The organism is Streptomyces sp. CNH287, assembly GCF_000424825.1.
Genome location: NZ_AUKQ01000014.1, coordinates 193198 through 215784, shown reverse-complemented (window position 1 = coordinate 215784; position 22587 = coordinate 193198). Strand labels below are relative to the sequence as shown.

The following is a 22587-nucleotide window of genomic DNA, read 5'->3' as shown; positions in this document are numbered from 1 at the left end:
ACACCGTTGGTCTCCTGCCACAGCTCGAACTCCGCACCCGCGAGCGGGTCACCCGTCGCGCTGTCCACCTTGACGACGGTCACCTCGCCCTCACCGGGAATCCGGTCGTCCTCGGCGGTGACGGAGACACCCTCCTCGATGTTCCCCTCATCCAGCGTCAGCGGACCGAAAACATTCGGATCAGGCAGCTCGTAGCCGTCCGGCGCCGCGATCTCACGCCAGTAGTACGTACCCGCCATCTGCGTCGAGGTGCACTCACCAGCGCCGTCCGTCGTGCAGGACGGAACCACCAGGGCGTCCGGGTCCGCACCCGTGGTCTGAAGACCCTCCACGCCGTTGGTCTCCTCCCACAGCTCGAACTCCGCACCCGCGAGCGGGTCACCCGTCGCGCTGTCCACCTTGAGGACCGAGACCTCACCGGTCTCCTCCTCACTCGGAGTGTTCTCCGCCGTGACGGACACACCCTCCTCGATGTTCCCCTCATCCAACGTCAGCGGACCGAAAACATTCGGGTCGGGAAGGTCGTAACCGTCCGGCGCCGCGATCTCACGCCAGTAGTACGTACCCGCCATCTGCGTCGAGGTGCACTCACCCGAGGCCTCCGTCGTGCAGGACGGGACCACCAGCGTGTCCGGGTCCGCACCCGTGGTCTGAAGACCCTCGACACCGTTGGTCTCCTCCCACAACTCGAACTCCGCACCCGCCAACGGGTCACCGGTCTCGCTGTCCACCTTGAGGACCGAGACCTCGCCCTCCGGCTCGGGCTCTCCGCAGTCGGGCAGGTCGCCCAGGAAGGGGTAGTTGTGCATCTCCTCGCCGCCACCCGTGGTGGGGCTCGGGCTGGTGTGGGTGAAGGAACCGGTGGTGAAGAACCGGCCGTTCATGCCCGGGAGCTGCACCGTGGTCTCGGACGCCTGGTTGCCGACCAGCACGCTGCCCTGGAACTGGCCGGTGCCCTGGAACGCGACGTCGCCCGCGTCGGGGAAGTTCCACAGCAGCCTGCTGCGCAGCTGGTTGAACGGGTCGGTGTCGGAGATGCCCCCGCTGTAGGTGCTGATGACCCGGGCGTCACCGAGGACGTTGACCAGGATGGTCGCGCCCTCGGGGATGTCCTCGAAGACGATGCCCTCCTGCCCGCCGGTGGGCGAGGTCATGTCGAAGTCGACGTTGAAGACCTGGAGCGCCGAGGTGCCGTCGCCGGTGAAGGTGGTCTGACCGTTCGCGTGCACGGCCGTCCCGGTGGGCTCGCGGACGCTGCCCGGGCCCTCGGGGTGCGCGTAGCACTGGCTGGCGTCGGTCAGCTCCCCGCGCAGCTCCTCGTACGGCGCCGCCGCGTCCGGGTCCTCGACGAGGGTGGCCTCGACAGTCCCGCTGACCGGGCCCGCGTGGCGTACGACGCCGTCCTCGGCGAGCAGCCGCTGCCCGTCCGCGATGGTGATGCCGCCGCCGGTGGTGAGCCAGTCGGCTCCGACGGGCGGGGCCACGCGGGAGCCGACGCCGACCTCGCCGAGGTTGTAGACCTGACTGCCCGTGGCCGACTTGTTCATGTCGAAGTCGCCGAGCACGACGACCCGGCCCTCGGCCTCGGACGCGCGCTCGCGTACCCGGTAGTCGCCGCCGACGTAGATGGCGATGCCGTCGTCGCGGTAGATGATGTCGCCGTTGTTGATCGGCGGGTAGTCCCCGTCGGGGCAGTCGCCGGGCACGCACGGGCCGAGCCCGCCGGGCAGCGGGGCCTGGATGACGGCGCGGTTGGCGGCGGGGGGCTGCGCCCGTTCCGGGCTCGCCTCGGCGGCGCCGGCCGGCGGGGCCGGCAGCACCGCCGCCCCGAGCAGCGCAGCGCCGACGGCGATCAGGCCGCGCCGTAGCGCACCTGACCGCCGTCTGGCGTGGTGATGGGTACGGGACATGGCGGTGACGGCCTCCTCGTGGCGTGACTCCCGGTGGTCGCATATGCGACATACAGGACGAAGAGTCACATCCGAGAAGCCTCATGCCCGGGGTTCCGGCTCATGGCCCACCGAGGGATCACCCGCGCGGCGCAGACCTGCCGCCGGGCCCGCCCTCTCAGGCGCCCCGTGCGCCCCCCTTGGCCGAGGTACCGGGCTTCTGGCCCCAGACGAAGACCTTGTCGCCGACGCCGAGCCTCTCCCACAGCGCTTTCGCGTCGCGCAGCCGCAGGTTGACGCAGCCTGCCGAGCCGCCGCCGTCGAACAGGTCGTCGTACCGGCCGTGGATCGCCTGGCCGCCGTCGAAGTACTGCGAGTACGGCATCGGCGCGTTGTCGTACTCGCGTGAGTAGTCGTCACGGACGCGGCGGAAGATCTCGTGCAGACCCGGCCGGGTCTGCTCGCCCCAGCGGCCGGTGCGCGTGGCGACGGGGCCGTACTCCAGCCGTTCGCCGCTCTGGAGCCACAGGAGCTGGCGCGTCATGTCGACGCACACGACCACGCCGACGTCCACCGGGCAGGAGCCGTCGGCGTTCGGGTTCTTGCCCGCCCGCACGATCTGGGTCTGGCGGTAGGCCTCCAGGCCCGCGTAGCCGTCCCGGCGCTCCAGGCGCTGCTCACGCTGGAAGGCGCGGACGGCGGCGCAGTCCGCCGGCGACTGGGAGCCGTCCACGGTCAGTTTCAGGAAGCGCTCCAGCTGCCGCTGGTACGGCCCCGTCCCGGCGGCGCACGCCGCGTCCGCGCCGTCCCGTGCGAGCGCGGCGGGCGCCAGGGAGCAGAGCACGCCGGCGCACACGAGCACGGCCAGGGCCTGCACGCCACCTCGGAGGCGGAGGCGGGAGCGGGGCCGGGGGCGGGGTCGTCGTTCCTCAGATGTCGCACGCATGACCCCACCCTCCGGCCCCCGGCCCCGTCCCGCCCCCGGTGACGGCCATCCGGGGGCACGGACGGGGCCGGGACGTGGCCAGGACGGGCCGGGACGCAGCCGGGACGGCGGGCTACGCGTCCAGCAGGGCGAGCGTGGCGTCGTGGTCGATCCGCCCCCGCCCTTCCAGCTGGGCGACCGCGTCCTCCAGGAAGAGCGCACCGTAGAGGTAGTGGCCGGTGGCCAGCTCGACGGGGCTGAGCGCCTCCTCCCCCTGCTCACTGGTCCGCTTCTTGATGTCCGACAGCCGGCAGGCGGCCTCGGCGAGCAGGTGGAAGGCGTGCCCGAGGAGGTATCTGCTCTCCCAGCCGGGGTCCTCCAGCCCGTCGAACCCCTCGACCGTCCGCAGCCTCGGCAGCAGCTCGCGCGCCGCCTCCCGGTACCCCGGGTAGGTGCCGCCGCGCACGGACACCCGCCACTGGCCGTCGGAGTCCTCGATCCGGAAACCGCGCCGCAGCCCCGCGTCCCACACGGTGAGGCTGAAGAGGATCTTCGAGAGGTCGTAGGCCGGGTCCCACCAGTCGAGGGTCCCGCGGGGGTCGAGGATGCGGTGGCCGGTGCCGGAGATGAGGATGTTGCGGGTGTTCAGGTCGCCGTGCACGGGATAGTGGAGCCGTACGGGGTCGATGCGGGCGCTCAACTGCGGCAGCGTGCGCGCGAGGTCCAGCGGGTTGCGGCAGATCCGCCCGTTGACGGTGACCTTCTCCGCCCCGACCAGCCGCTCGGGCAGGTGGGAGCGCAGCAGCCAGAAGCGGCGGATCAGCCGGTCGGCGTGGACGTCCGCGATGTGCCCCGGCGGCGCGGGGACATGGGCCCGCAGGTAGCCGGGCACGGTCAGGTCCCGCACCACCGCCCGCAGGTCCTCCCAGAAGCCGGGCCGCCCCTCGCGCAGCGAGGCCGCGACGTCGCGGCCGGAGTAGAAGGGCATCGTGTACGCCGACCAGTTCTCGCCGTGGAACTGCTCGCTCAGGTCGGTGTAGACGGAGCGCAGCTCCGGCACCTCGTGACGTACCTTGGTGATCTGGTCGATCTTGGTGCGGAACGAGCCGAGGTCGTGCCCGTCGACGGCGCCGGGCAGGTCGACCAGCAGCTTGAGCACGGTGCCGGTCGAGGGCGAGTGCACCAGGCGGGCGGGTGAGCCGCCCTCGGTCAGCTCCACCCGGTCCGGCGCGCTCAGCCGTTCCAGCAGTTCCTCCTCCTGCTGCTCGATGGTCATGCGGCCACCTGCCCCGGTACGGCGAGGGCGCCGGCGTGGTGTGCGATGACGGCGCTGACGGCCTGGCGCAGCCGCGCGTCGAGGTCGTAGGCCACCGCGGCTGCGGCGGCGGCCTTGATCTCGGCGAACTCGGGGGTGTTGTACACCCCGTGCCCCGCGATGACGGCCCGCTCGGTGTCGCTGGCCCGGGTGTCGGGCGCCATCCACTTGCGCCAGTTCTCGGACTCGTAGGCGAGGCGCAGGAAGCGGTCCAGCTCGGCGGACAGGCCCGCCTCGCGCAGCAGCAGGACGAACTCCCGTGTCTCGGCCACGCCCAGCTCCGGCGCGACGTTGAACGCGTCCACCCCGGCGCCGACGAGAGCGCGCAGGTCCGGCACCGGGAGGTAGTCGCAGTTGTGGGCCTTGAGCGCGACGCCGTGCCGCCGGCAGATGGCGGCCAGCGCGCGTACCGTCGCCGTCACCGCGACCGGCGCCACCGTGAGCGCGCCGACGTTGCCGGTCTCCACCACCTTGGTGGCGGTCTGGGCCACGACGAAGGTGGGCGGCGGGAGTTCCAGCTTGCGCAGCCGTCCCAGCACTTCGGCGAGCTGGGCCTCGAAGAGGAGGGGGTCGCCGGTGTCGCGGCCCTGGTCCTCGAAGCCGATCTCGAACATCGGCGTCCAGGGGCGGGGGGTGGCCGCGACCCGCTCGTAGAGTTCGACGGTCCGCTCGATCGCGGTGTCGGCGGGGGCCGCGCCGTGCAGGTCGGCGGAAGTGTCCAGGTGCAGCAGGTCGAACCCGGCCGCCAGGTCCTCCTCGAACGACTCGGCGGCGGAGGTCATGGCCTCGGCGGCCGAGAACTGCCCCTGGCGCTCACGCGGGTGCTGGTAGGGGCCGCCGTGGTCGCGGCAGAGCAGCAGCAGCCGGTCGGGGTCGCGCGCCCGTACGTAGTCGGCGAAGGTGCGGGTGTCCCACCCTTCGACGTAGCCGCCACCCTGGGCCGCCGACTCGATCTGGCGGCGGCTGGCGATGAGCATCAGCGGCTCGCGCCGCGAGTAGGCGAAAGCGATCGCGGCGTCGACGGCGTTCCGGGACATGGGGCCGACGCCCAGCCTCGCGGGTAAGTGCATCGTCATTCCTCCGTGAAGAATCGGCGGACCTGTGTGCAGACGTAGGTGACGTGGCGCGGGTCGAGCGTGGGGTGCAGCGGCAGGCACAGCGTGTCGCGTGCGAGCGCTTCGGCGACGGGGAAGTCGCCTGGCCCGTGGCCCAGTTGGGCGAAGCCCTTCTGGAGGTGGACGGGGTGCGGGTAGCGCACCACCGCGTCGATCCCCGCCTCCCTCAGCCGGACCAGCAGCTGGTCCCGCCGCCGTACCCGGACCGGCAGCAGGTGGAAGACGTGCCCGCCGGGCTCCGCGCCCTGCTGGAAGGTGACCGGCAGGCCCTCGAGGCCCTCCGCGTAGGCGGCGGCCAGTTCGGCCCGGCGCTGGTTCCAGGCGTCCAGTCGCGGGAGCTTGTGCGAGAGGACGAGGGCCTGGAGGGTGTCGAGCCGGGAGTTCCAGCCGAGCAGGTCGTGTTCGTTCTGCCGCGGCTGCCCGAAGTGGCGCAGCAGCCGCAGCTCCTCGGCGAGCGCCGGGTCGCCGACGCTGATCGCGCCGCCGTCACCGGCCGCGGCCAGGTTCTTGGCGGGGGTGAAGCTCCAGCAGCCGGCGTCGCCGAGCGTGCCGACCCGGGCACCGCGCCAGCGGGCGCCGATGGCCTGGGCGCCGTCCTCGACGACGCGCAGCCGGTGCCGTGCGGCCAGCGCGCACACCGCGTCCATGTCCATGGCCTGCCCGTAGAGGTGAACGGGCATCAGGGCACGGGTGCGTTCGGTGATACGGGCTGCCGCCTGGTCCAAATCCATCAGGAACGTGTCGGGGTGACAGTCCGTCAGGACGGGTACGGCGCCCAGGCGGGCCACCGCCAGCGGGCCTGCGTGGAAGGTGTTGGCGGGCAGGATCACCTCGTCGCCGGGTCCCGTACCCAGTGCGTGCAGGGCGAGCATCAGCGCGTCCGTACCGGAGTTGACCCCGACCACGTGGCCGGTGCCGAGGTAGTCGGACAGCTCCTGCTCGAAGCGGGAGACCGCCTCGCCGAGCACGTAGTCGCCTCTGAGGAGCAGTTCGCGGATGGCGGGCAGCAACCCGCCGTCGATATCGGGGAATTGTGCGGGGAAGTCGTAGCGGTTGACCCTGGTCATGGGCACCCTCGATGCGGTCGGCGTCGACCATTGGTATGTACCAAAAAGATCCGTTCCCCGCACACGCATCTTGAAAACCCCTCGTCCATATGCCGCCTGGAACTGCCGCCCGCACCTCGCACCTGTCCCCGGGTTCCCGGGCCGAACGCTTCGGGCAGGCCGCGCCGAGGGTCCCTGGTGCCGCGGCTGACGTGGCGCTAGCCTCAGCCCGTGACCGTCCTCGAGACCGACCGTCTGCTGCTGCGTCCGCTGACCCGCCAGGACGTCGACGCGTTCGTGGCGCTGCACGACGACGACCAGGTGAACGAGTTCGTGGGCAGCTACACGCAGGAGCGGGCGCTCACGCGGCTGAAGACCATAGAGGAGCAGTGGGCGCTGCGCGGGCACGGCCTGTGCGCGGTCGAACTCAAGGAGACCGGCGCCTTCCTCGGCCGGGCCGGGCTCCAGTACTGGAAGCAGTTCGACGAGGTGGAGGCGGGCTGGGTGCTGCGCTCCGACACCTGGGGCCGCGGCTACGCCACCGAGGCCGCCCACGCCTGCGTCGACTGGGGCTTCACCGCCCTCGGCCTCGACCGCGTCACCGCGATGATCCGCCCCGGCAACGCCCCCTCCGTACGCGTCGCCGAGCGCCTCGGCTTCGCCCCGCTGCGCAGCGACACGCTCGTCGGCAACAAGGTGACCGTCTACGCCCTGGACCGGCCCGCCTGACCCGCGCCCCGCGCGGCGAGCACAGCCCGGACGCCGCAGGGCGCAGCCGGGGCCGACCGCGGCAGGCCGGACCGCGGTGGGCACGGAAGAGCCCAGGACGCTGTACGGCAGATCCGGCCACGGCTGCACGACGGTTCCCGGCTTCGCCGACCGGTCCTGGGTCCACCAGGTCGTCGACCAGCGAGGAGGCGCCCGTCCGCCCGCGGTCGTCCGGGAAGCATCTCGCTGACGGCGGCGGCGCCCGCCCGGCCCCGCTGAGCGTTCCCACCACGGCCACGGCCACGGTGCCCTGGGGCAGGTGCGGACAGGGGCCGCCGCCACACCGGGGCAGCGCCCCCGGCGCTACCCGCCCGGCCGGGGAAGCGGCGCGCCGAGGGAGCGGGAGATCCCCCGGGCCGCGGCGACGACGGCGGGGACGAAGCCGCGGGCGGTGCCGTCGCGCGAGGGGACGATGATCGACAGCGCGGCGACCACGTTGTTGTCCGCACCGCGGACCGGCGCCGCCACCGAGGTCGACACCAGCTCGAACTGCCGGTCGGTGATCGCGTAGCCGTTGGCGAGGACGGCGGCGAGTTCGCGCCGCAACTCCCGCGGGTCCACCACGGTGTACTCGGTGTACCGCTTGAGCGGGCCGCTGAGCACCTCGTTGATCCGGTCCGTCCCGGCGTGCGCCAGCAGGACCCGGCCGACGCCGGTCGGATGCAGCGGGAGCCGGGTGCCGGGGCGGGCGATGATCCGGGTGGCGGAGTGGCTGAAGAGGCGCTCCACGTAGACGACTTCGTTCCCGTCGAGGACGGCCACCTGCACGTTCTGGTGGGTGGCCTCGTAGAGGTCCTCCAGGAACGGCAGCGACACCTCCCGCAGGCTCTTGCTCCGCGGCGCCAGCGCGCCCACCTCCCACAGGTGCAGCCCGATCGAGTAGCGCCCCGACGCGTCGCGCTCCAGCGCGCCCCAGCGGGTCAGCTCCCGCAGCTGCCGGTGGGTGGAGGACACCGGCTGACCGAGGCGCCGGGCGATCTGCGACAGGGTCAGCGTCGGCACGTCGGTCGTGAAGCAGTCCAGGACGGCGAGCGCCCGCTGGGTGCTCGAGAGCCTGTCGGTGCTCATGACCGCCTCACCTGCCCCCGACCACAAAGTTTTCCTCAGGGTGGAAATCGAACCCCGAGATCCGGCCTCGATGGCCAAGCTGCCACCAGTTACGGAGAGAAGCAACCAGGAGGGTGCATGCGGACTCAAGTGGGGATTATCGGTGCCGGACCCGCGGGGCTGCTGCTGTCGCACCTGCTCTCCTTGCAGGGGATCGACTCGGTGGTGCTGGAGCGACGGGACCGCGCGTTCGTGGAGCAGCGGGTACGGGCCGGCGTCCTGGAGCACGGCACGGTCGAGACCCTGCGCGAGGCGGGCGTCGCCAAGCGGCTGGACGCCGAGGGCCTGGTGCACGAGGGCCTGAACGTACGCTTCGGCGGGCGCACCCACCGGATGGACCTGGAGGACCTGGCGGGACGCTGCGTCACCGTCTACGGACAGCAGGAGATCGTCAAGGACCTCATCGCCGCGCGGCTGGAGACCGGCGGCGACATCCGGTTCGACGCCGCCGACGTGGCCGTGCACGACCTCGACGGCGAGCGCCCGCGCCTGACCTTCACCGAGGCGGGCGAGAGCGTCGGGATCAGCTGCGACTTCGTCATCGGCGCGGACGGTTTCCACGGGATCAGCCGGGGCCTGGTGCCCGGCCGCGAGGAGTACGAGCGCGCCTATCCGTACTCCTGGCTGGGCGTGCTCGTCCAGGCGCCGCCTTCGTGTCCCGAGGTCGTCTACGCCCGGCACGGCAACGGCTTCGCGCTGCACAGCATGCGCTCACCCAGCGTGACCCGGCTCTACCTCCAGGTCGCGCCCAACGAGGACCTCGCCCAGTGGTCCGACGACCGGGTGTGGTCCGAGCTGCACACCAGGCTGAGCGACGACGAGGGCTTCGAGCTGACCGAGGGCCCGGTGCTGGACAAGAGCATCACCCCCATGCGCAGCTTCGTGGCGACCCCCATGCGGCACGGCCGCCTCTTCCTGGCGGGCGACGCGGCCCACATCGTGCCACCCACCGGCGCCAAGGGGATGAACCTCGCCGTGGCCGACGTACGACTGCTCTCCCGCGCGCTCGGCGGCTACTACGAGGACCGGCGCGAGGACCTGCTGGCCGGATACAGCGAGGCCGCGTCCCGCCGCGTGTGGCGGGCCACCCACTTCTCCTGGTGGATGACCTCGATCCTGCACAAGTCGCCCGGCGCCGACCCCTTCGAGGAGCGCCTCGCCACGACCCAGCTCGACTGGATCACGTCCTCGCGGTCGGCGGCCACCGCCGTGGCGGAGAACTACACCGGCCTGACCTACGACACAGGGTGGTCCTACCGATGAGCATGGTGGTCCGGAACACCGCGCGTACCGACACCGAGACCGTCGACGGCCTCGCCGGGTTCGGCGTCGCGACCGTGCACGAGGCACAGCGGCGCCGCGGCCTGCTCGACCCCCGGCTGCGCCCGATCTACCGGCCGGCCCGTATCGCCGGCACCGCGCTGACCTGCGAGGTGGCGCCCGGCGACAACTGGATGCTGCATGTCGCCGTGGAGCAGGCCAGGCCGGGCGACATCCTCGTGGTGGCCCCCACCAGCCCCTGTACGGACGGCTACTTCGGCGAACTCCTCGCCACCAGCCTCCGCGCGCACGGCGTACGGGGCCTGGTCATCGACGCGGGTGTACGGGACACCGCCGAGCTGACCGACATGGCGTTCCCGGTGTGGTCGCGTGCGGTCAGCGCGCAGGGCACGGTCAAGGAGACCGTCGGCAACGTGCAGACGCCGGTGGTCTGCGGCGGCGCGCGCATCTGCCCCGGTGACGTCATCGTCGCCGACGACGACGGCGTCGTCGTCGTGGAACGCGCGCAGGCCGGAACGGTCCTGGAGAGCGCCCGCATGCGCGAGGCCGCCGAGGAGGCGAAGCGGGCGCGGCTGGCGGCCGGCGAACTCGGCCTCGACCTGTACGGCATGCGCACCAAGCTCGCCGAACGCGGCCTGCGCTACGTCGAGGCGGGGGACCTGTGACGAGCGGGCGGGCGATCCCCTGCTCGGTCATGCGGGGCGGCACGTCCAAGGGGCTGTTCTTCCTGGCCGAGGACCTGCCGCCGGACCGTGCGGCCCGGGACGCCGTGCTGAGGTCGCTGATGGGCTCGCCCGACCCGCGGCAGATCGACGGCCTCGGCGGCGCCCACCCGCTCACCTCCAAGGTGGCGGTGGTACGGCGGTCCGCCCGCGCCGAGGCGGACGTCGACTACCTCTTCCTCCAGGTCTGGCCGGAGCGGGCGGAAGTGTCCGACCACCAGAACTGCGGCAACATGCTGGCCGCCGTCGGACCGTTCGCGATCGACCAGGGCCTCGTGGACGCCGGCGACCCGCGTACCGAGGTGCGGATCTGGATGGAGAACACCCGCAGCCTGGCCGTCGCCCGGGTGCGGACGCCGGACGGGCGGGTGCGCTACGGCGGCGAGGCGCGTATCGACGGCGTGCCCGGCTCGCACGCGCCGATCCCGATCGACTTCCAGGACGTCGCCGGGTCCACCTGCGGGGCGCTGCTGCCGACCGGCAACGCGGTGGACGTGATCGAGGGGGTGCCCGTCACCTGCGTCGACAACGGGATGCCGGTGGTGTGCGTGGCCGCCGCGTCGCTGGGCGTGACCGGGCACGAGGACCCGGCAGACCTGGAGGCCGACGCCGGGCTGCGGGAGGCCGTGGAGCGGCTGCGCGTGGCGGCGGGCCGCCGGATGAACCTGGGGGACGTGCGGGAGGGGACCGTCCCGAAGGTGACCCTGCTGTCGGCGCCGGAGCGCGGCGGGCTGATCGCCACCCGCACCTTCATCCCGCACCGGGTGCACGAGGCGATCGGGGTGTTCGGCGCGGTGTCGGTGGCGACGGCGTGCCGGGTGCCCGGCTCGGTCGCGGCCGACCTCGCGGGGAGCGCCGCGGGGGACACCGCGGGGGACTCGGCGGGAAACGCCCCCGGCCCCGCCCAGCTCGACATCGAGCACCCCACCGGCAGCTTCACGGTCACGATGGACGTCGTGTCCGACGGCACCACCGTGGTGGTCCGGCGAGCCGCGCTGCTGCGTACCGCGCGCCTGCTGATGCGCGGCGAGGCCTTCACCACGGAGGAGGCGGCGCCCGGCGCCGCCGCACGAGGAGGACACCCTCAATGATCATCGACTGCCACGGCCACCACACCACCGTGCCCGCCGCGCACACCGGCTGGCGCGACGGCCAGCGGGCCGCGTACGCGCAGGGCGCGCCGCCGCCCCCGTACCCGGCGCTCACCGACGACCAGATCCGCGAGTCCGTCGCGGGCCAGCTGAGGCTGATGGACGAGCGCGGCATCGACATGACCGTCTTCTCGCCGCGCGCCTCCGGCATGGCGCACCACCTCGGCGACGAGACCGTCAGCGCCGAGTGGGCACGGGTGAACAACGACCTCATCCACCGCGTCACGACCCTGTATCCCGAGCGGTTCATCGGCGTCTGCCAGCTGCCGCAGTCGCCGGGCGTCCCCATCGAGCGGTCCGTCGAGGAACTCCGGCGCTGCGTGGAGGAACTCGGGTTCGTCGGCTGCAACCTCAACCCCGACCCCAGCGGCGGGCACTGGACCTCGGCGCCCCTGACGGACCAGAGCTGGTACCCGTTCTACGAGGCGATGATCGAGCTGGACGTACCGGCCATGGTGCACGTCTCGGCCAGCGCCAACGCGAACTTCCACGCCACCGGCGCGCACTACCTCAACGCGGACACCACCGCGTTCATGCAGCTCCTCCAGGGCGACCTCTTCGGCGACCTTCCCGAGCTGCGCCTGGTCATCCCGCACGGCGGCGGAGCGGTGCCCTTCCACTGGGGCCGGTACCGGGGGCTGGCCGACATGCTCGGCAGGCCCGAACCGGCGGAGCACGTGCTGCGCAACGTCTTCTTCGACACCTGCGTGTACCACCAGCCCGGGATCGACCTGCTGTTCGACGTCATCGGCAGCGACCACATCCTCTTCGGCTCCGAGACGATCGGCGCCGTCCGCGGCATCGACCCGCGCACGGGCCACCACTACGACGACACCCGCCGCTACGTCGACGCGCTCGCGCTGAGCCCCGGCGAGCGGGCCAAGGTCTACGAGCACAACGCCCGCCGGGTGTACCCGCGCCTGAACGCGGCGCTGGAGGTGAGGGGCCGATGACCACCGCACCCTTCCCGCCGGACGCCGACTGGCTGCCGTACCACCCCGACCCGCGTACGCCGCGGTTCCGCCTGCCGCCGGGCTCGGTGGACGCGCACTGCCACGTCTTCGGCCCCGGAGACCGCTTCCCCTACGCGCCCGAGCGCTCGTACACGCCCTGCGACGCCGGCCGCGAGGAGCTGTTCGCGCTGCGGGACCACCTCGGCTTCGACCGGAACGTGATCGTCCAGGCCACCTGCCACGGCGCGGACAACAGCGCCCTTCTCGACGCGCTGCACGCCGCCGACGGCCGTGCCCGCGGCGTCGCGACGGTCCGCGGCGACGTCACCGACGACGAGCTGCACCTCCTGCACGAGGCGGGGGTGCGGGCGGTCCGGTTCAACTTCGTACGGCGGCTGGTCACCCGGGAGGCCGACGCGTACTACCACGCCGTCGTGGAGCGGATCGCGCGGCTGGGCTGGCACGTGGTCGTCTACTTCGAGGCGGCGGACCTGGCCGAGAGGTGGGAGTTCCTCACCTCGCTGCAAACGGTCGTGGTCGTGGACCACATGGGCCGCCCCGACGTCACCCGGCCCGTCGACGGACCGGAGTTCGAGCTGTTCCTGACTCTTCTGCGGGACCACCCGCAGTTCTGGTCCAAGGTGACCTGCCCGGACCGGCTCACGGTGGCCGGACCGCCCGGATACGACGATGTCGTGCCCTTCGCGAAGGCGCTCGTGGACGAATTCCCCGACCGGGTGCTGTTCGGCACCGACTGGCCCCATCCCAATCTGAGGAGCCATATGCCCGACGACGGCGACCTGGTGGATCTCGTGCCGCGCATCGCCGCCACCGAGGAGAAGCAGCAGCGGCTGCTGGTCAGCAATCCGACGCGACTTTACTGGGGTGCGGGGAAATGACGGAACACACGGATACGGAACACACGGATCTCGAAGACATACCGGGCACGACCGTGTTCACCGGTGAGCAGTCACGCAAGGGCTACCACCTGAACCAGTTCTGCATGAGTCTCACCCGGGCGGAGAACCGGGCCGAGTTCAAGGCGGACGAGCGCGCCTACCTCGATGCGTGGCCCATGACGGAAGCCCAGAAGCAGGCCGTTCTCGCCCGCGACTGGAATGCCGCGATCGCCGAAGGCGGCAACATCTACTTCCTCGCCAAGATCTTCGCCACCGACGGGACCTCCTTCCCGGAGGCCGCCAGCCTCATGACCGGAATTCCCGTCGCCGAGTACACCGCGACCATGCTCGCGGGCGGTCGTTCGCCGGAAGGCCTGCGATCCATCAGGGAAGGACGCTAGCAATGGCACGCATCACCGCAGGAATCACCACCAGCCATGTGCCCGCCATCGGAGCGGCCGTCGATCGCGGCAAGACGGAAGACGCCTACTGGAAGCCGCTGTTCCAGGGATTCGAGTGGACCCGGGAGTGGATCGGCCAGGAGCGGCCCGACGTGGTCGTCCTCGTGTACAACGACCACGCCTCGGCCTTCTCGCTGGACATGATCCCCACCTTCGCGCTCGGCTGCGCCGAGAGCTTCGCACCGGCCGACGAGGGGTTCGGGCCCCGCCCCGTACCGGCCGTGGCCGGCCACCCGGACCTGGCCTGGCACCTGGCGCAGTCGCTGATCCTGGACGAGTTCGACCTCACCATCATGAACAAGATGGACGTCGACCACGGGCTCACCGTCCCCATGACGCTGATGTTCGGCCAGCCCGAGGAGTGGCCGGTCAAGGTCGTGCCGCTCGCCGTGAACGTCGTCCAGTACCCGCCGCCGACGGGGAACCGCTGCTGGCTGCTGGGCGAGGCGATCCGACGGGCCGTACAGAGCTACGGCGAGGACCTCAACGTCCAGGTATGGGGCACCGGGGGCATGAGCCACCAGCTCCAGGGGCCCCGGGCAGGCATGATCAACACGCCGTTCGACCGCGCGTTCCTGGACCGGCTCACCTCCGACCCCCAGGCGCTGCGCCGCATCCCGCACCTGGAGTACCTGCGCGACGCGGGATCGGAGGGGATCGAGATGGTCATGTGGCTGATCATGCGCGGCGCCCTGGGCGACGACGTGCGGGAACTCCACCGGCACTACCACGTCCCGGCCTCGAACACCGCGGTCGGCCACCTGGTCCTGGAAGCGCTGAGCTGATGGCCGCCGCCCCGCCCCCCGTCCGCATCGCGCTGGCCGGCACCGGCGCGTTCGGCCGCAAGCACCTCGACGCGCTGGCCGCCATCGACGACGCCGAACTGGCCGCCGTCGTGACCCCGGACCGCGCGGAGGCACGCGAGACCGCCCGGCGGTACGGCGCGGCCCGCTCCTCGACGGACCTGGCGGACGTGCTCGGGCGTGACGACGTGGACGCCGTCATCCTCTGCACGCCGACCCCGCTGCACGCGCGGCAGGCCATCGCCGTCCTGCGCGCGGGCACCCACGTCCAGGTCGAGATACCACTGGCGGACAGCTGGGCGGACGCGGCGGCCGTGGCGCGGGCACAGCGCGAGACGGGCCGGATCTGCATGGTCGGGCACACCCGCCGGTTCAATCCGCCGCACCGGTGGATTCGCGAGCGCGTCCTGGCCGGTGAATTCCGGCTGCAACAGCTCGAGGTGCGCACGCACTTCCTGCGCAGAAGCAATCTCAACGCCCTGAACCAGCCGCGCAACTGGACCGACCATCTGCTCTGGCACCACGCGGCGCACACGGTCGACCTGCTCCGCTACCAGACCGGCGAGGAAATCGTCACCGCGCACGCGGTACAGGGGCCGCCGCATCCCGAGATGGGCATCGCGATGGACATGTCCGTCCAGCTGCTCACCAGCGGTGGCACCGTGTGCACGCTCTCGCTCAGTTTCAACAACGACGGCCCGCTCGGCAGCACCTTCCGCTACATCGGCGACACAGGCACCTATCTCGCCCGCTACGACGACCTGGCCACCGGCCGGGGCGAACCGGTCGACCTCGCCGGAATTCCGGTGCCCGCCAACGGGATCGAAGGCCAGGACCGTGAATTCGTCGCAGCCGTACGTGCGGGCCGCGAGCCCGAATCCAGCGTGACGGCGGTACTCGACAGCTATCGGGTGCTCGCCGATCTCGAAACACAGCTCGGTTCCTGAACGGAACCGCACCTGAATTCCTCGCGGACGGCGATCCCGCCCGCGCCCCTTACCAACTGGTACGCCACTGGAAAACCAACACAACGGAGTGCTGCCATGCGTCAGTTCCGCTCATTCCCCGGTACGGGAGCCACCCGGTGACCCGCTCACTGCACACCGCCTTCGAGGAAGGACCGATGAGCCGCTTCCAGTGGCGCGCGGTCGCGGTGTGCGTCATCCTCAACGCGCTCGACGGCTTCGACGTCCTGGTGATGGCCTTCACCGGAAAAGCCGTGTCGAACGAATGGGGCCTGGACTCCTCCCAGCTCGGGCTGCTGCTCAGCGCCGGACTCGTCGGCATGGCGCTGGGAGCGCTGTGCGTCGCCCCCTGGGCCGACCGCGTCGGCCGCCGCCCGATCATCCTCGGCTGCCTGCTGGTCTCCGCCGCCGGCATGCTGCTCTCCCCGCTCAGCCAGTCCGCCGTCCAGCTCGGCGGGCTCCGCGTGCTCACCGGCATCGGCATCGGCGGCGTCCTGGCCAGCAGCAGCGTCATCGCCAGCGAGTACGCCTCCCGCCGCTGGCGCGGGCTGGCCGTCAGCCTCATCGCCACCGGCTACGCGGTCGGTGCCACCGGGGGCGGACTGCTCGCGGTCGGCATGATCGACCGCTTCGGCTGGCGCTCGGTCTTCCTGGTCGGCGGCATCGCCACCGCCGCCGCCGTCCCACTGGCCTTCTTCTGGCTGCCCGAATCGATCGGCTTCCTCACCTCGCGCCGCCCCAAACGCGCCCTGGAGAAGGTCAACGCCCTGGCCCGGCGCATGGGCCACCCGCCGCTGGACCACCTGCCGGAGCCCACCGCCGCCCCGGCCGGCATCGGGGGCGGCTTCCGGGAACTGCTCTCCCCCGCGCTGCGCCGCCCCACACTCGTGCTGTGGTCCGGGTTCTTCCTGGTCATGTCCTGCTTCTACTTCGTGATGAGCTGGACACCGACGCTGCTGGTGGAGGCCGGCCTCTCCAGCAGCCAGGGCCTGACCGGCGGGACGCTGCTCAACTTCGGCGGCATCTTCGGCGCGGCCGTGCTCGGGCTCCTCGCCTCCCGGTTCGCGCTCCGCTCCGTGCTCATGGCGTACCTGCTCGCCATGACCGCCCTGCTGGCGGCGTTCAGCGCCTCGACCTCCGCGCTCGCCGCCGCCTTCGCCCTCGCGGTGCTGATCGGGGTCTTCGCCAACGGCTGCGTGGCCGGCCTGTACGCGCTCACCGCCACCCTCTACGGGACGGAGGTCCGGGCGACCGGGCTGGGCAGCGCGCTCGCGGTCGGCCGTATCGGGTCGATCCTCGCCCCGACCGTCGCGGGCGGCCTGCTCGACGACGGCTGGTCCCCGCAGGTCCTCTACCTGAGCGTCGGCGCGATCTTCGCCGCCGCAGCCGCGCTCTTCCTGCTGCTGCGCCCCGTCACGCAGCCGGTGGGGGCCGCCGCGGCTCCGGCAGCGGTCGGCGGCGCCCGCTGAGACCGGCCCCGGCCCTTGCGCCCCGCCGCCCCTGACAACCCCGCCGCACGTCGGCCGGGCGCGGGGCGGCGGGGTCAGGTGCGGGGTCCGGCGCCGCGCAGCAGGGTGTCGACCAGGCGGGCGGCGAGGGCGTCGGTGTCGGCACCCTCGCCCTCCCGTTCGCCCTCCCCTTCGCCGGGTTCGGTGCCGGCGCCCCCCGAAGCCCCGTGCAGGGTCTCGCCGAGGAGCGCGTAGTAGACCCGCCGTACCCAGTCGAGGTCGGCCGCCTCGTCGATGAGCTTCTCCGCCCGGGCCCGCTCCAGCACAAAGATGCAGCGCCGCGCGATGTCCTCCTGGACGGCCGCCGCCTCGCTGCCGGGATCGGCGGGCAGTCCCAGGGCGAAGGCCCAGGCGCTCTTGACCTCCAGCACGTTGGCCGTGATCCGGTGCAGGGCCACCAGGGGCGGGGCGGTGTCCGGCCGCCCGTCGTCCACGGCTCGGGCGAGCTGGCGGGCGGCGGACGAGGCCAACGCCTCGATCAGCGCCTGCCGATGCGCGAAGCGCCGGTGGATCGTCGTCCTGGCCACCCCCGCCGCCGCCGCGATCTGCTCCATCGACGCGCCGGGATCGGCGGAGAGCACGCGCTCGGCCGCCTCCAGGATCGCCCGTACGCTGCGCTCCGCGTCGGCCCGCAGCGGTCGTGCCCCTGCCTCGCTCATGGCGCCTCCCACTCCTTCACTTGACCCCTTAAAGGGTACACCGCTGCTCCACTTTCACTTCAACTGCATCAATGCTGTTGCAGATACACGAAACATCGGTACGCTCCTGTCTCAGTTGCTCATCGACACAAGGAGCCTCCCATGCACAGCACAGCCCTGATCACCGGTGCCTCCTCCGGTCTCGGCGCCGAGTTCGCCGCCCAGCTCGCCGAGCGCGGCCACGATCTGGTCCTGGTGGCGCGCTCCGAGGACCGGCTCACCGCCCTCGCCGAGCGCCTGAGCGCGGAGCACGGCGTCCGCGCCCATGTCCTGGTCCAGGACCTCGCCGAGCCCGACGCGGCCCGCCGGGTCTCCGCCCGGCTCGCCGAGCGCGGCCTGAGCGTCGACCTGCTGGTCAACAACGCCGGGTTCGGCACCTGCGGCCACTTCGAGGACATCGCCGCGGACCGCGACCACGACCAGCTGATGGTCAACGTCGTCGCGCTCGTCGACCTCACCCACGCGCTGCTCCCCGGCATGCTGGAGCGCGGCACGGGCGCCGTCCTCAACGTCGCCTCCACCGCTGCCTTCCAGCCCGCCCCGTACTTCGCCGTCTACGGCGCGGCCAAGTCCTTCGTGCTGAACTTCGGCCTCGCCCTGCGCCAGGAGTACCGCGGGCGCGGCATCCGCGTAGTGACCCTGTGCCCCGGCCCGGTCGACACGCCGTTCTTCGAGGCCATCGGCACCCGCGACGCGGCCGTCAACGGCTCGATGAGCACGCCGGAGCCGGTCGTACGCGCCGCCCTACGCGCACTCGACCGCGACCGCGGCTACGTCGCCCCCGGGCTGAGCAACGCCGTGGCCGCGCATCTGCTGCCGCGCCGGCCGCGCACCCTGGTCGCCGCCGTGGCCGAACGCGTCACCCGCAAGGTCCTCGCCTCTTCGGGCACCGCCTCCCCGGGTACCGCCCCGTCGGGTACCGCGCCGCAGCCGAAGGAGCGCGCGGCATGAGTTCCCCCACCGCCGCCCCGGCCGCGGGTGCCGCCGCCGCGATGCTGCTCGTCGGCACCTCGACGGCCGTCTCCGCGACCATCGCCGACTACCCCGTCCTCAGCGGCCAGGCCCTGCGCTACGCGCTCGCCGCGGCGATCCTCCTCGCCGTCGTACGCCACCAGCGCCTGCCGCGCGCCCATCTGACACCCCGCGACCTCCTGCTCCTGGCGGCGCTGGCCGCCACCGGCCTGGCCGGCTTCAACATCTTCCTGGTCGAAGCCACCCGGCACGCCAGCCCCGCCATGATCGGCACCGTGGTCGGCGCGATCCCCATCGTCCTCGCCCTCGTCGGGCCACTGACGGAACGCCGCCGCCCCGGCGCCCGCACCGTCGCCGCCGCAGCCGTGGTCACCCTGGGCGCCGCCGTCGCCGCCGGGCTCGGCGGCGGCAGCCTGCACGGCGTACTGCTGTCGGTGGGCGCGCTCGCCGGGGAGGTCGCCTTCTCGCTGCTCGCCCTCCCGCTGCTGCCCAAGCTCGGTCCGCTGCGGGTCGCCGCCTATCCCGCGGCCCTGTCCGTGCCCCTGCTGCTGATCGCGAGCATCGCCCTGGAGGGCGCGGACGCCCTGCGCCTGCCCACCCCCGCCGAGACGGCCGCATTCGGCTACCTCGGCGCGCTCGTCACCGCCACCGCCTTCTTCCTCTGGTACGACGCGCTGCGCCGGCTCGGCGCCGACCGCGCCGGGCTCTTCGCCGGACTCGTCCCCGTCGGCGCGCTGCTCACCACCGCCGTGCTCGGGCTCGGCAAGGTGGGCTCCGCGGACGTCGCCGGCGCCCTGATCGTCGCCGTCGGCGTCGTCATCGGCCTGCGGCAGCCGGCGGCGTCCGGCGGGCGCGCCCGGACCACCGCACCGGCGGCGGACCGGTGAGCAGCCCGGGACCTCCCGCGCCCGCCCGCAGCGGTCAGGCCAGGTGGAAGAGCGTCTCGGTCGGGCGGTCCGGGCAGGAACGGCACTCGAAGACGTACACGTCGCCCCCGCCTCCCACGTCCAGGCCATGCGGATTCCTCGCGGCCCGGGCTCTCTCGAAACCTGGCTTCCACAGGTGGAGCCCCTCGCCCTCGTCGTCGGGCCGGTCCTCCACCGGCAGCCAGGACCGCCAGGACTCCCCGTCGAACTCCTGGCAGGCGAGGGTCAGAAGATGCTCGGCAGGCGCCCCGCACTGGTCGCAGCTGAACGAGGTCGTCGGACCGTTCCAGCCGCGCGGGTGGCCACCGGCCTTGGTCCCGGGTGCCGTGCTCAGGTGGTAGAAGTAGCTCCACCCCGTGGTCTCGTCCAGCCCGCGCAGCCGGTCCCCGATCTCAGCGCGCAGCTCCTGGGGTATGTCGTCCCAGGCGGGATACTCCGTCACCGACTCCGGGTGCACCACGCACGGCTGCGGCAGGTGGCCCTCCGGAGCCCCGGCGGGCACCGGGGGCGCGACGAGCACCCGCGGCACATCCGCCGCGGTCCGCCAGAAGACGCGCGCGCGGACCGAGCGGTCGTACCAGGGCTCCCCGTGGTCGAATGGGCACCACAGCACCTGAAGCAGATCCCTGCCCGGCGGGAACGGCACACCCGGCGCGTCCGGCGCGTACAGCTGCACGACCGGAACCATGGGCTCCGCAGCCTCGTGCAGCGTGTCGGCCTCGCCCCCGCCGTCGCCGGTGTTGTAGTGCTCCTCGGCGCACCACGGCCAGGGCTCGTCGACCGGCCACCGGTGCGGCCCGCCGACGGAACTGTCCTCGTACGACGGGGCTCCCGCACGCGGATGCAGCCGGAGCGCCGCTCTCCCGAGCGGCTTCAGCTCGGGCAGAAGCTCCTCCACCGCTACCGCCTTGGGCGGGGTACGACGTGCCATCCGCATCTCCGATCAAGCTCCGCGCGCCACGTGGGGAACCCTACGGGCCGGGTCTGACAACCGGGACGGCGTCCGATGCCGTCCCACGGCCACCCGCCCTACCGGAGGTAGGCGCGGAAGCTTTCCCACACCCGGTCCGGAACCAGACCCGTCGTGGGATCGCCGTCGTTCGCGTCGTGGACCTGGCCGAACGCGGCGCGGGAACGATCACAGCACAGGAAGTGCAGGTGCCGGTCACCGTGGCTGCCGATCTCCAGCCACACTCCCACCTTCTGGACACTGTTGAGGGCGTCTTCGCGCTCGTCCTCGGGCACGTGGTCGTCCTCGACCGGGAGGAGCGCCTCGTACATCCCGGTCGTCGCCGCGAGCACCTGCGGCCAGCGGTGCACCCGCCGCCCGTACGGGACCGCACGCCCGTCCCGGCCCGGCGCCGCACGCAGGCCGCCACCGCCGCTCCTGCGCAGGAAGCGGGCGTAGTCGGCGGGGATCTCGAACCGGGCGAGGGCGTCATCACCGTGCACGCGCGCGAGCAGCGCCGCCAGCGCCTCCGGCAGCGCGAACGGGTCCGCCCGTCCGGCGGCCTGCCTTGATGCCCCGCCGTACGGGCGTCGGAAGATCCCCACGGCGCGAGTGTTCCACGCCGCCGGTGCCGACGCGGTGCAGGTGCGGTGCCGGCGCATCCGCGGCGGGAGGCCGTACGGCTACGCTCGCCTCTCCATCGTTGTGGATCGCAGGGGAGCAGAGCTGTGCGCAGTGCCGCGGTGACACCGGAGGGCGACCGGATTCGCTGGGTCGAGCTGCCCGGAGGGGAGCCGCCACGCGTCTACGTGCACGGCCTGGGGGCCACGTCACCCGCCTACTTCACCGAGGTCGCGCTCCACCCGCTGCTGGCGGGCCACCGCTCGCTGCTGATCGATCTGCTGGGGCACGGTCTCAGCGACCGGCCGACGGACTTCGGCTACACGCTGGAGGCGCATGCCGACGCGCTCGCAGCGGCGCTGCGGCACGCGGGCGTGACGGGCGCGGAGCTGATCGCGCACAGCATGGGCGGCTCGGTGGCCGTCGTGCTGGCCGCCCGGCACCCGCGGCTGGTCTCCCGGCTGGTCCTGGTCGACGCCAACCTCGACCCGATCACGCCCGAGCCCGGCGCCGGAGGCAGCAGCGGCATCGCCGCCTTCCCCGAGCCGGAGTTCCTGGCCGGGGGCTGGGAAGAAGTCCGCGACCAGGTCGGCGCCCAGTGGTGGTCCACAATGCGCCTGGCCGGCCGTACGGCCCTGCACCGCAGCGCGGTCCACCTCACCCGCGGCACCGTCCCGACCATGCGGGAACTCCTGCTGGACCTGCGGATTCCCCGCGTCTACCTGCTGCCCGAGGCGGACGGGCCGCTCCCGGGTGCCGACGCGCTCACCGAAGCCGGGGTGTCCGTCGTGGCGGTCCCGGACTGCGGGCACAACATCATGCTGGACAACCCGGAAGCCTTCGCCCGCGCCACCGCCGCGGCGCTCGCGGACGAGGGGCGGGGGTGAAGGGCCCGTCAGCCGGGGGACTCACCAGGCGCTGCGGGCAAGGGTGTTGACGCCTGCCGGAGCCGCTCCCACTCGGTCCGGGTGAGCGCGTACTCGACCTCCCCGTGCTCGGAGCCCGCGATCGCCTCCGGCCAGTCGCCGGTGAAGCTCCGGACGAAGGACAGGCCCGACTTCTCCATGACGCGGCGGGAGCGGCTGTTGACGGCCATGGTGTTCGCCGTGACCCGGTCGACCCCCAGGCGCGTGAACCCCCGGTGGATCAGGGCCCGGGACCCCTCGGCGGCGTAACCACGCCCCCAGGCCGCCTGGTTCAGCCGGTAGCCGAGTTCGACCACGGCGGGGCTGTGCTCCTCCAGCGGCCGGAACTCGAACCAGCCCAGGAAGGTGCCGGTGGTCTTCTCCCGCGCGGCCCAGTAGCCGCGGGTGCCCCAGCACGGGTGGTCGTGCAGGAGCCGGGGCAGGACCCGCGTCTCGACCGCCTCCCGGCTGGTGGGGCGCCCGCCGTTGAGGAAGCGCATGACCTCGGGGTCGCTGTCCAGGGCGAGCAGGTGGTCGGTGTCGGCTGTCGTGAACGCGCGCAGGGCGAGCCGTTCGGTCTCCAGGAAGTCGGACATGCCGCGATCCTC

23 protein-coding genes are annotated in these 22587 nt (G+C 72.6%); 13 read left to right on the top strand and 10 right to left on the bottom strand.

Annotated elements, in window-relative coordinates:
* From H299_RS34525 to H299_RS0116100, 5 genes are all read right to left on the bottom strand, one after another.
* Window positions 1–1910: choice-of-anchor A family protein (locus H299_RS34525; protein WP_037759217.1), on the bottom strand; the 1910-nt coding region annotated here is incomplete at its 3' end.
* 157 nt (window positions 1911–2067) lie between these two features.
* Window positions 2068–2766 carry a L,D-transpeptidase family protein gene (locus H299_RS0116115; protein ID WP_027749233.1) on the bottom strand — a complete coding sequence of 233 codons (699 nt, stop codon included), beginning with the start codon at window positions 2764–2766 and terminating at the stop codon, window positions 2068–2070.
* 181 nt (window positions 2767–2947) lie between these two features.
* Window positions 2948–4090 carry a phosphotransferase gene (locus H299_RS0116110; RefSeq protein ID WP_027749232.1) on the bottom strand — a complete coding sequence of 381 codons (1143 nt, stop codon included), beginning with the start codon at window positions 4088–4090 and terminating at the stop codon, window positions 2948–2950.
* Window positions 4087–5205, bottom strand: a complete 1119-nt coding sequence (locus H299_RS34520; protein WP_486587294.1) for a class II D-tagatose-bisphosphate aldolase non-catalytic subunit — start codon at window positions 5203–5205, stop codon at window positions 4087–4089. Before H299_RS34520 ends, H299_RS0116110 begins: the two co-directional genes overlap by 4 nt.
* Window positions 5202–6311, bottom strand: coding sequence for a DegT/DnrJ/EryC1/StrS aminotransferase family protein (locus tag H299_RS0116100; RefSeq protein WP_027749231.1), 1110 nt, complete (start codon window positions 6309–6311; stop codon window positions 5202–5204). Before H299_RS0116100 ends, H299_RS34520 begins: the two co-directional genes overlap by 4 nt.
* Before the next feature lie 210 nt (window positions 6312–6521).
* On the opposite strand from H299_RS0116100, the gene H299_RS0116095 reads away from it, so the two are divergent.
* Window positions 6522–7019 (top strand): GNAT family N-acetyltransferase, encoded by a 498-nt coding sequence (locus H299_RS0116095; RefSeq protein WP_027749230.1) that lies wholly within the window; start codon window positions 6522–6524, stop codon window positions 7017–7019.
* A 342-nt stretch (window positions 7020–7361) separates the two neighbouring features.
* On the opposite strand, the gene H299_RS0116090 is transcribed toward H299_RS0116095, so the two are convergent.
* Window positions 7362–8126 carry an IclR family transcriptional regulator gene (locus H299_RS0116090; protein ID WP_027749229.1) on the bottom strand — a complete coding sequence of 255 codons (765 nt, stop codon included), beginning with the start codon at window positions 8124–8126 and terminating at the stop codon, window positions 7362–7364.
* A 117-nt stretch (window positions 8127–8243) separates the two neighbouring features.
* Between H299_RS0116090 and H299_RS0116085 the strand changes: the two genes are divergently transcribed.
* The 9 genes from H299_RS0116085 to H299_RS0116045 all read left to right on the top strand — a co-directional run bounded on the left by H299_RS0116085 (window position 8244) and on the right by H299_RS0116045 (window position 16869).
* Entirely contained in the window at window positions 8244–9428 is a 1185-nt protein-coding gene (locus H299_RS0116085) for a 4-hydroxybenzoate 3-monooxygenase (RefSeq protein ID WP_027749228.1), read from the top strand.
* Window positions 9425–10111, top strand: a complete 687-nt coding sequence (locus tag H299_RS0116080; protein WP_027749227.1) for a 4-carboxy-4-hydroxy-2-oxoadipate aldolase/oxaloacetate decarboxylase — start codon at window positions 9425–9427, stop codon at window positions 10109–10111. Before H299_RS0116085 ends, H299_RS0116080 begins: the two co-directional genes overlap by 4 nt.
* A gap of 29 nt (window positions 10112–10140) precedes the next feature.
* Window positions 10141–11259: a 4-oxalomesaconate tautomerase gene (locus H299_RS34515; protein WP_051262535.1), complete on the top strand. Its 1119-nt coding sequence runs from the start codon at window positions 10141–10143 to the stop codon at window positions 11257–11259.
* On the top strand, window positions 11256–12272 hold the full coding sequence (locus tag H299_RS0116070; protein WP_027749226.1) for an amidohydrolase family protein: 1017 nt from the start codon (window positions 11256–11258) through the stop codon (window positions 12270–12272). The genes H299_RS34515 and H299_RS0116070 overlap by 4 nt, the downstream gene beginning before the upstream one ends.
* Window positions 12269–13171, top strand: a complete 903-nt coding sequence (locus H299_RS0116065) for an amidohydrolase family protein (RefSeq protein ID WP_027749225.1) — start codon at window positions 12269–12271, stop codon at window positions 13169–13171. Before H299_RS0116070 ends, H299_RS0116065 begins: the two co-directional genes overlap by 4 nt.
* Entirely contained in the window at window positions 13168–13572 is a 405-nt protein-coding gene (gene ligA / locus H299_RS0116060; RefSeq protein WP_027749224.1) for a protocatechuate 4,5-dioxygenase subunit alpha, read from the top strand. The genes H299_RS0116065 and ligA overlap by 4 nt, the downstream gene beginning before the upstream one ends.
* A gap of 2 nt (window positions 13573–13574) precedes the next feature.
* On the top strand, window positions 13575–14417 hold the full coding sequence (locus tag H299_RS0116055; protein ID WP_027749223.1) for a class III extradiol dioxygenase subunit beta: 843 nt from the start codon (window positions 13575–13577) through the stop codon (window positions 14415–14417).
* On the top strand, window positions 14417–15382 hold the full coding sequence (locus tag H299_RS0116050) for a Gfo/Idh/MocA family protein (protein WP_037759215.1): 966 nt from the start codon (window positions 14417–14419) through the stop codon (window positions 15380–15382). Before H299_RS0116055 ends, H299_RS0116050 begins: the two co-directional genes overlap by 1 nt.
* Before the next feature lie 137 nt (window positions 15383–15519).
* Window positions 15520–16869 (top strand): MFS transporter, encoded by a 1350-nt coding sequence (locus tag H299_RS0116045; protein WP_027749221.1) that lies wholly within the window; start codon window positions 15520–15522, stop codon window positions 16867–16869.
* A 74-nt stretch (window positions 16870–16943) separates the two neighbouring features.
* Here the strand turns inward: H299_RS0116045 and H299_RS0116040 are convergent, their stop codons facing one another.
* A complete protein-coding gene (locus tag H299_RS0116040; protein WP_027749220.1) occupies window positions 16944–17567 on the bottom strand; it encodes a helix-turn-helix domain-containing protein in 624 nt (207 codons plus the stop codon).
* Between the two features lie 141 nt (window positions 17568–17708).
* Between H299_RS0116040 and H299_RS0116035 the strand changes: the two genes are divergently transcribed.
* Complete coding sequence (locus H299_RS0116035; RefSeq protein WP_027749219.1) at window positions 17709–18557, top strand: SDR family NAD(P)-dependent oxidoreductase; 849 nt, start codon at window positions 17709–17711, stop codon at window positions 18555–18557.
* Window positions 18554–19465 carry a DMT family transporter gene (locus H299_RS34510; RefSeq protein ID WP_037759213.1) on the top strand — a complete coding sequence of 304 codons (912 nt, stop codon included), beginning with the start codon at window positions 18554–18556 and terminating at the stop codon, window positions 19463–19465. Before H299_RS0116035 ends, H299_RS34510 begins: the two co-directional genes overlap by 4 nt.
* Window positions 19466–19499: 34 nt before the next feature.
* On the opposite strand, the gene H299_RS34505 is transcribed toward H299_RS34510, so the two are convergent.
* Together H299_RS34505 and H299_RS0116020 are read right to left on the bottom strand one after the other, a co-directional pair.
* A complete protein-coding gene (locus H299_RS34505) occupies window positions 19500–20435 on the bottom strand; it encodes a hypothetical protein (protein ID WP_037759294.1) in 936 nt (311 codons plus the stop codon).
* 98 nt (window positions 20436–20533) lie between these two features.
* Window positions 20534–21058, bottom strand: a complete 525-nt coding sequence (locus tag H299_RS0116020) for a hypothetical protein (RefSeq protein ID WP_158692338.1) — start codon at window positions 21056–21058, stop codon at window positions 20534–20536.
* Window positions 21059–21181: 123 nt separating this feature from the next.
* Here H299_RS0116020 and H299_RS0116015 point away from each other — a divergent pair, with 123 nt between their 5' ends.
* On the top strand, window positions 21182–21961 hold the full coding sequence (locus H299_RS0116015) for an alpha/beta fold hydrolase (RefSeq protein WP_027749217.1): 780 nt from the start codon (window positions 21182–21184) through the stop codon (window positions 21959–21961).
* An 8-nt stretch (window positions 21962–21969) separates the two neighbouring features.
* Here the strand turns inward: H299_RS0116015 and H299_RS34500 are convergent, their stop codons facing one another.
* Window positions 21970–22575 carry a GNAT family N-acetyltransferase gene (locus H299_RS34500; RefSeq protein ID WP_051262525.1) on the bottom strand — a complete coding sequence of 202 codons (606 nt, stop codon included), beginning with the start codon at window positions 22573–22575 and terminating at the stop codon, window positions 21970–21972.
* Window positions 22576–22587 lie beyond the last annotated feature (12 nt).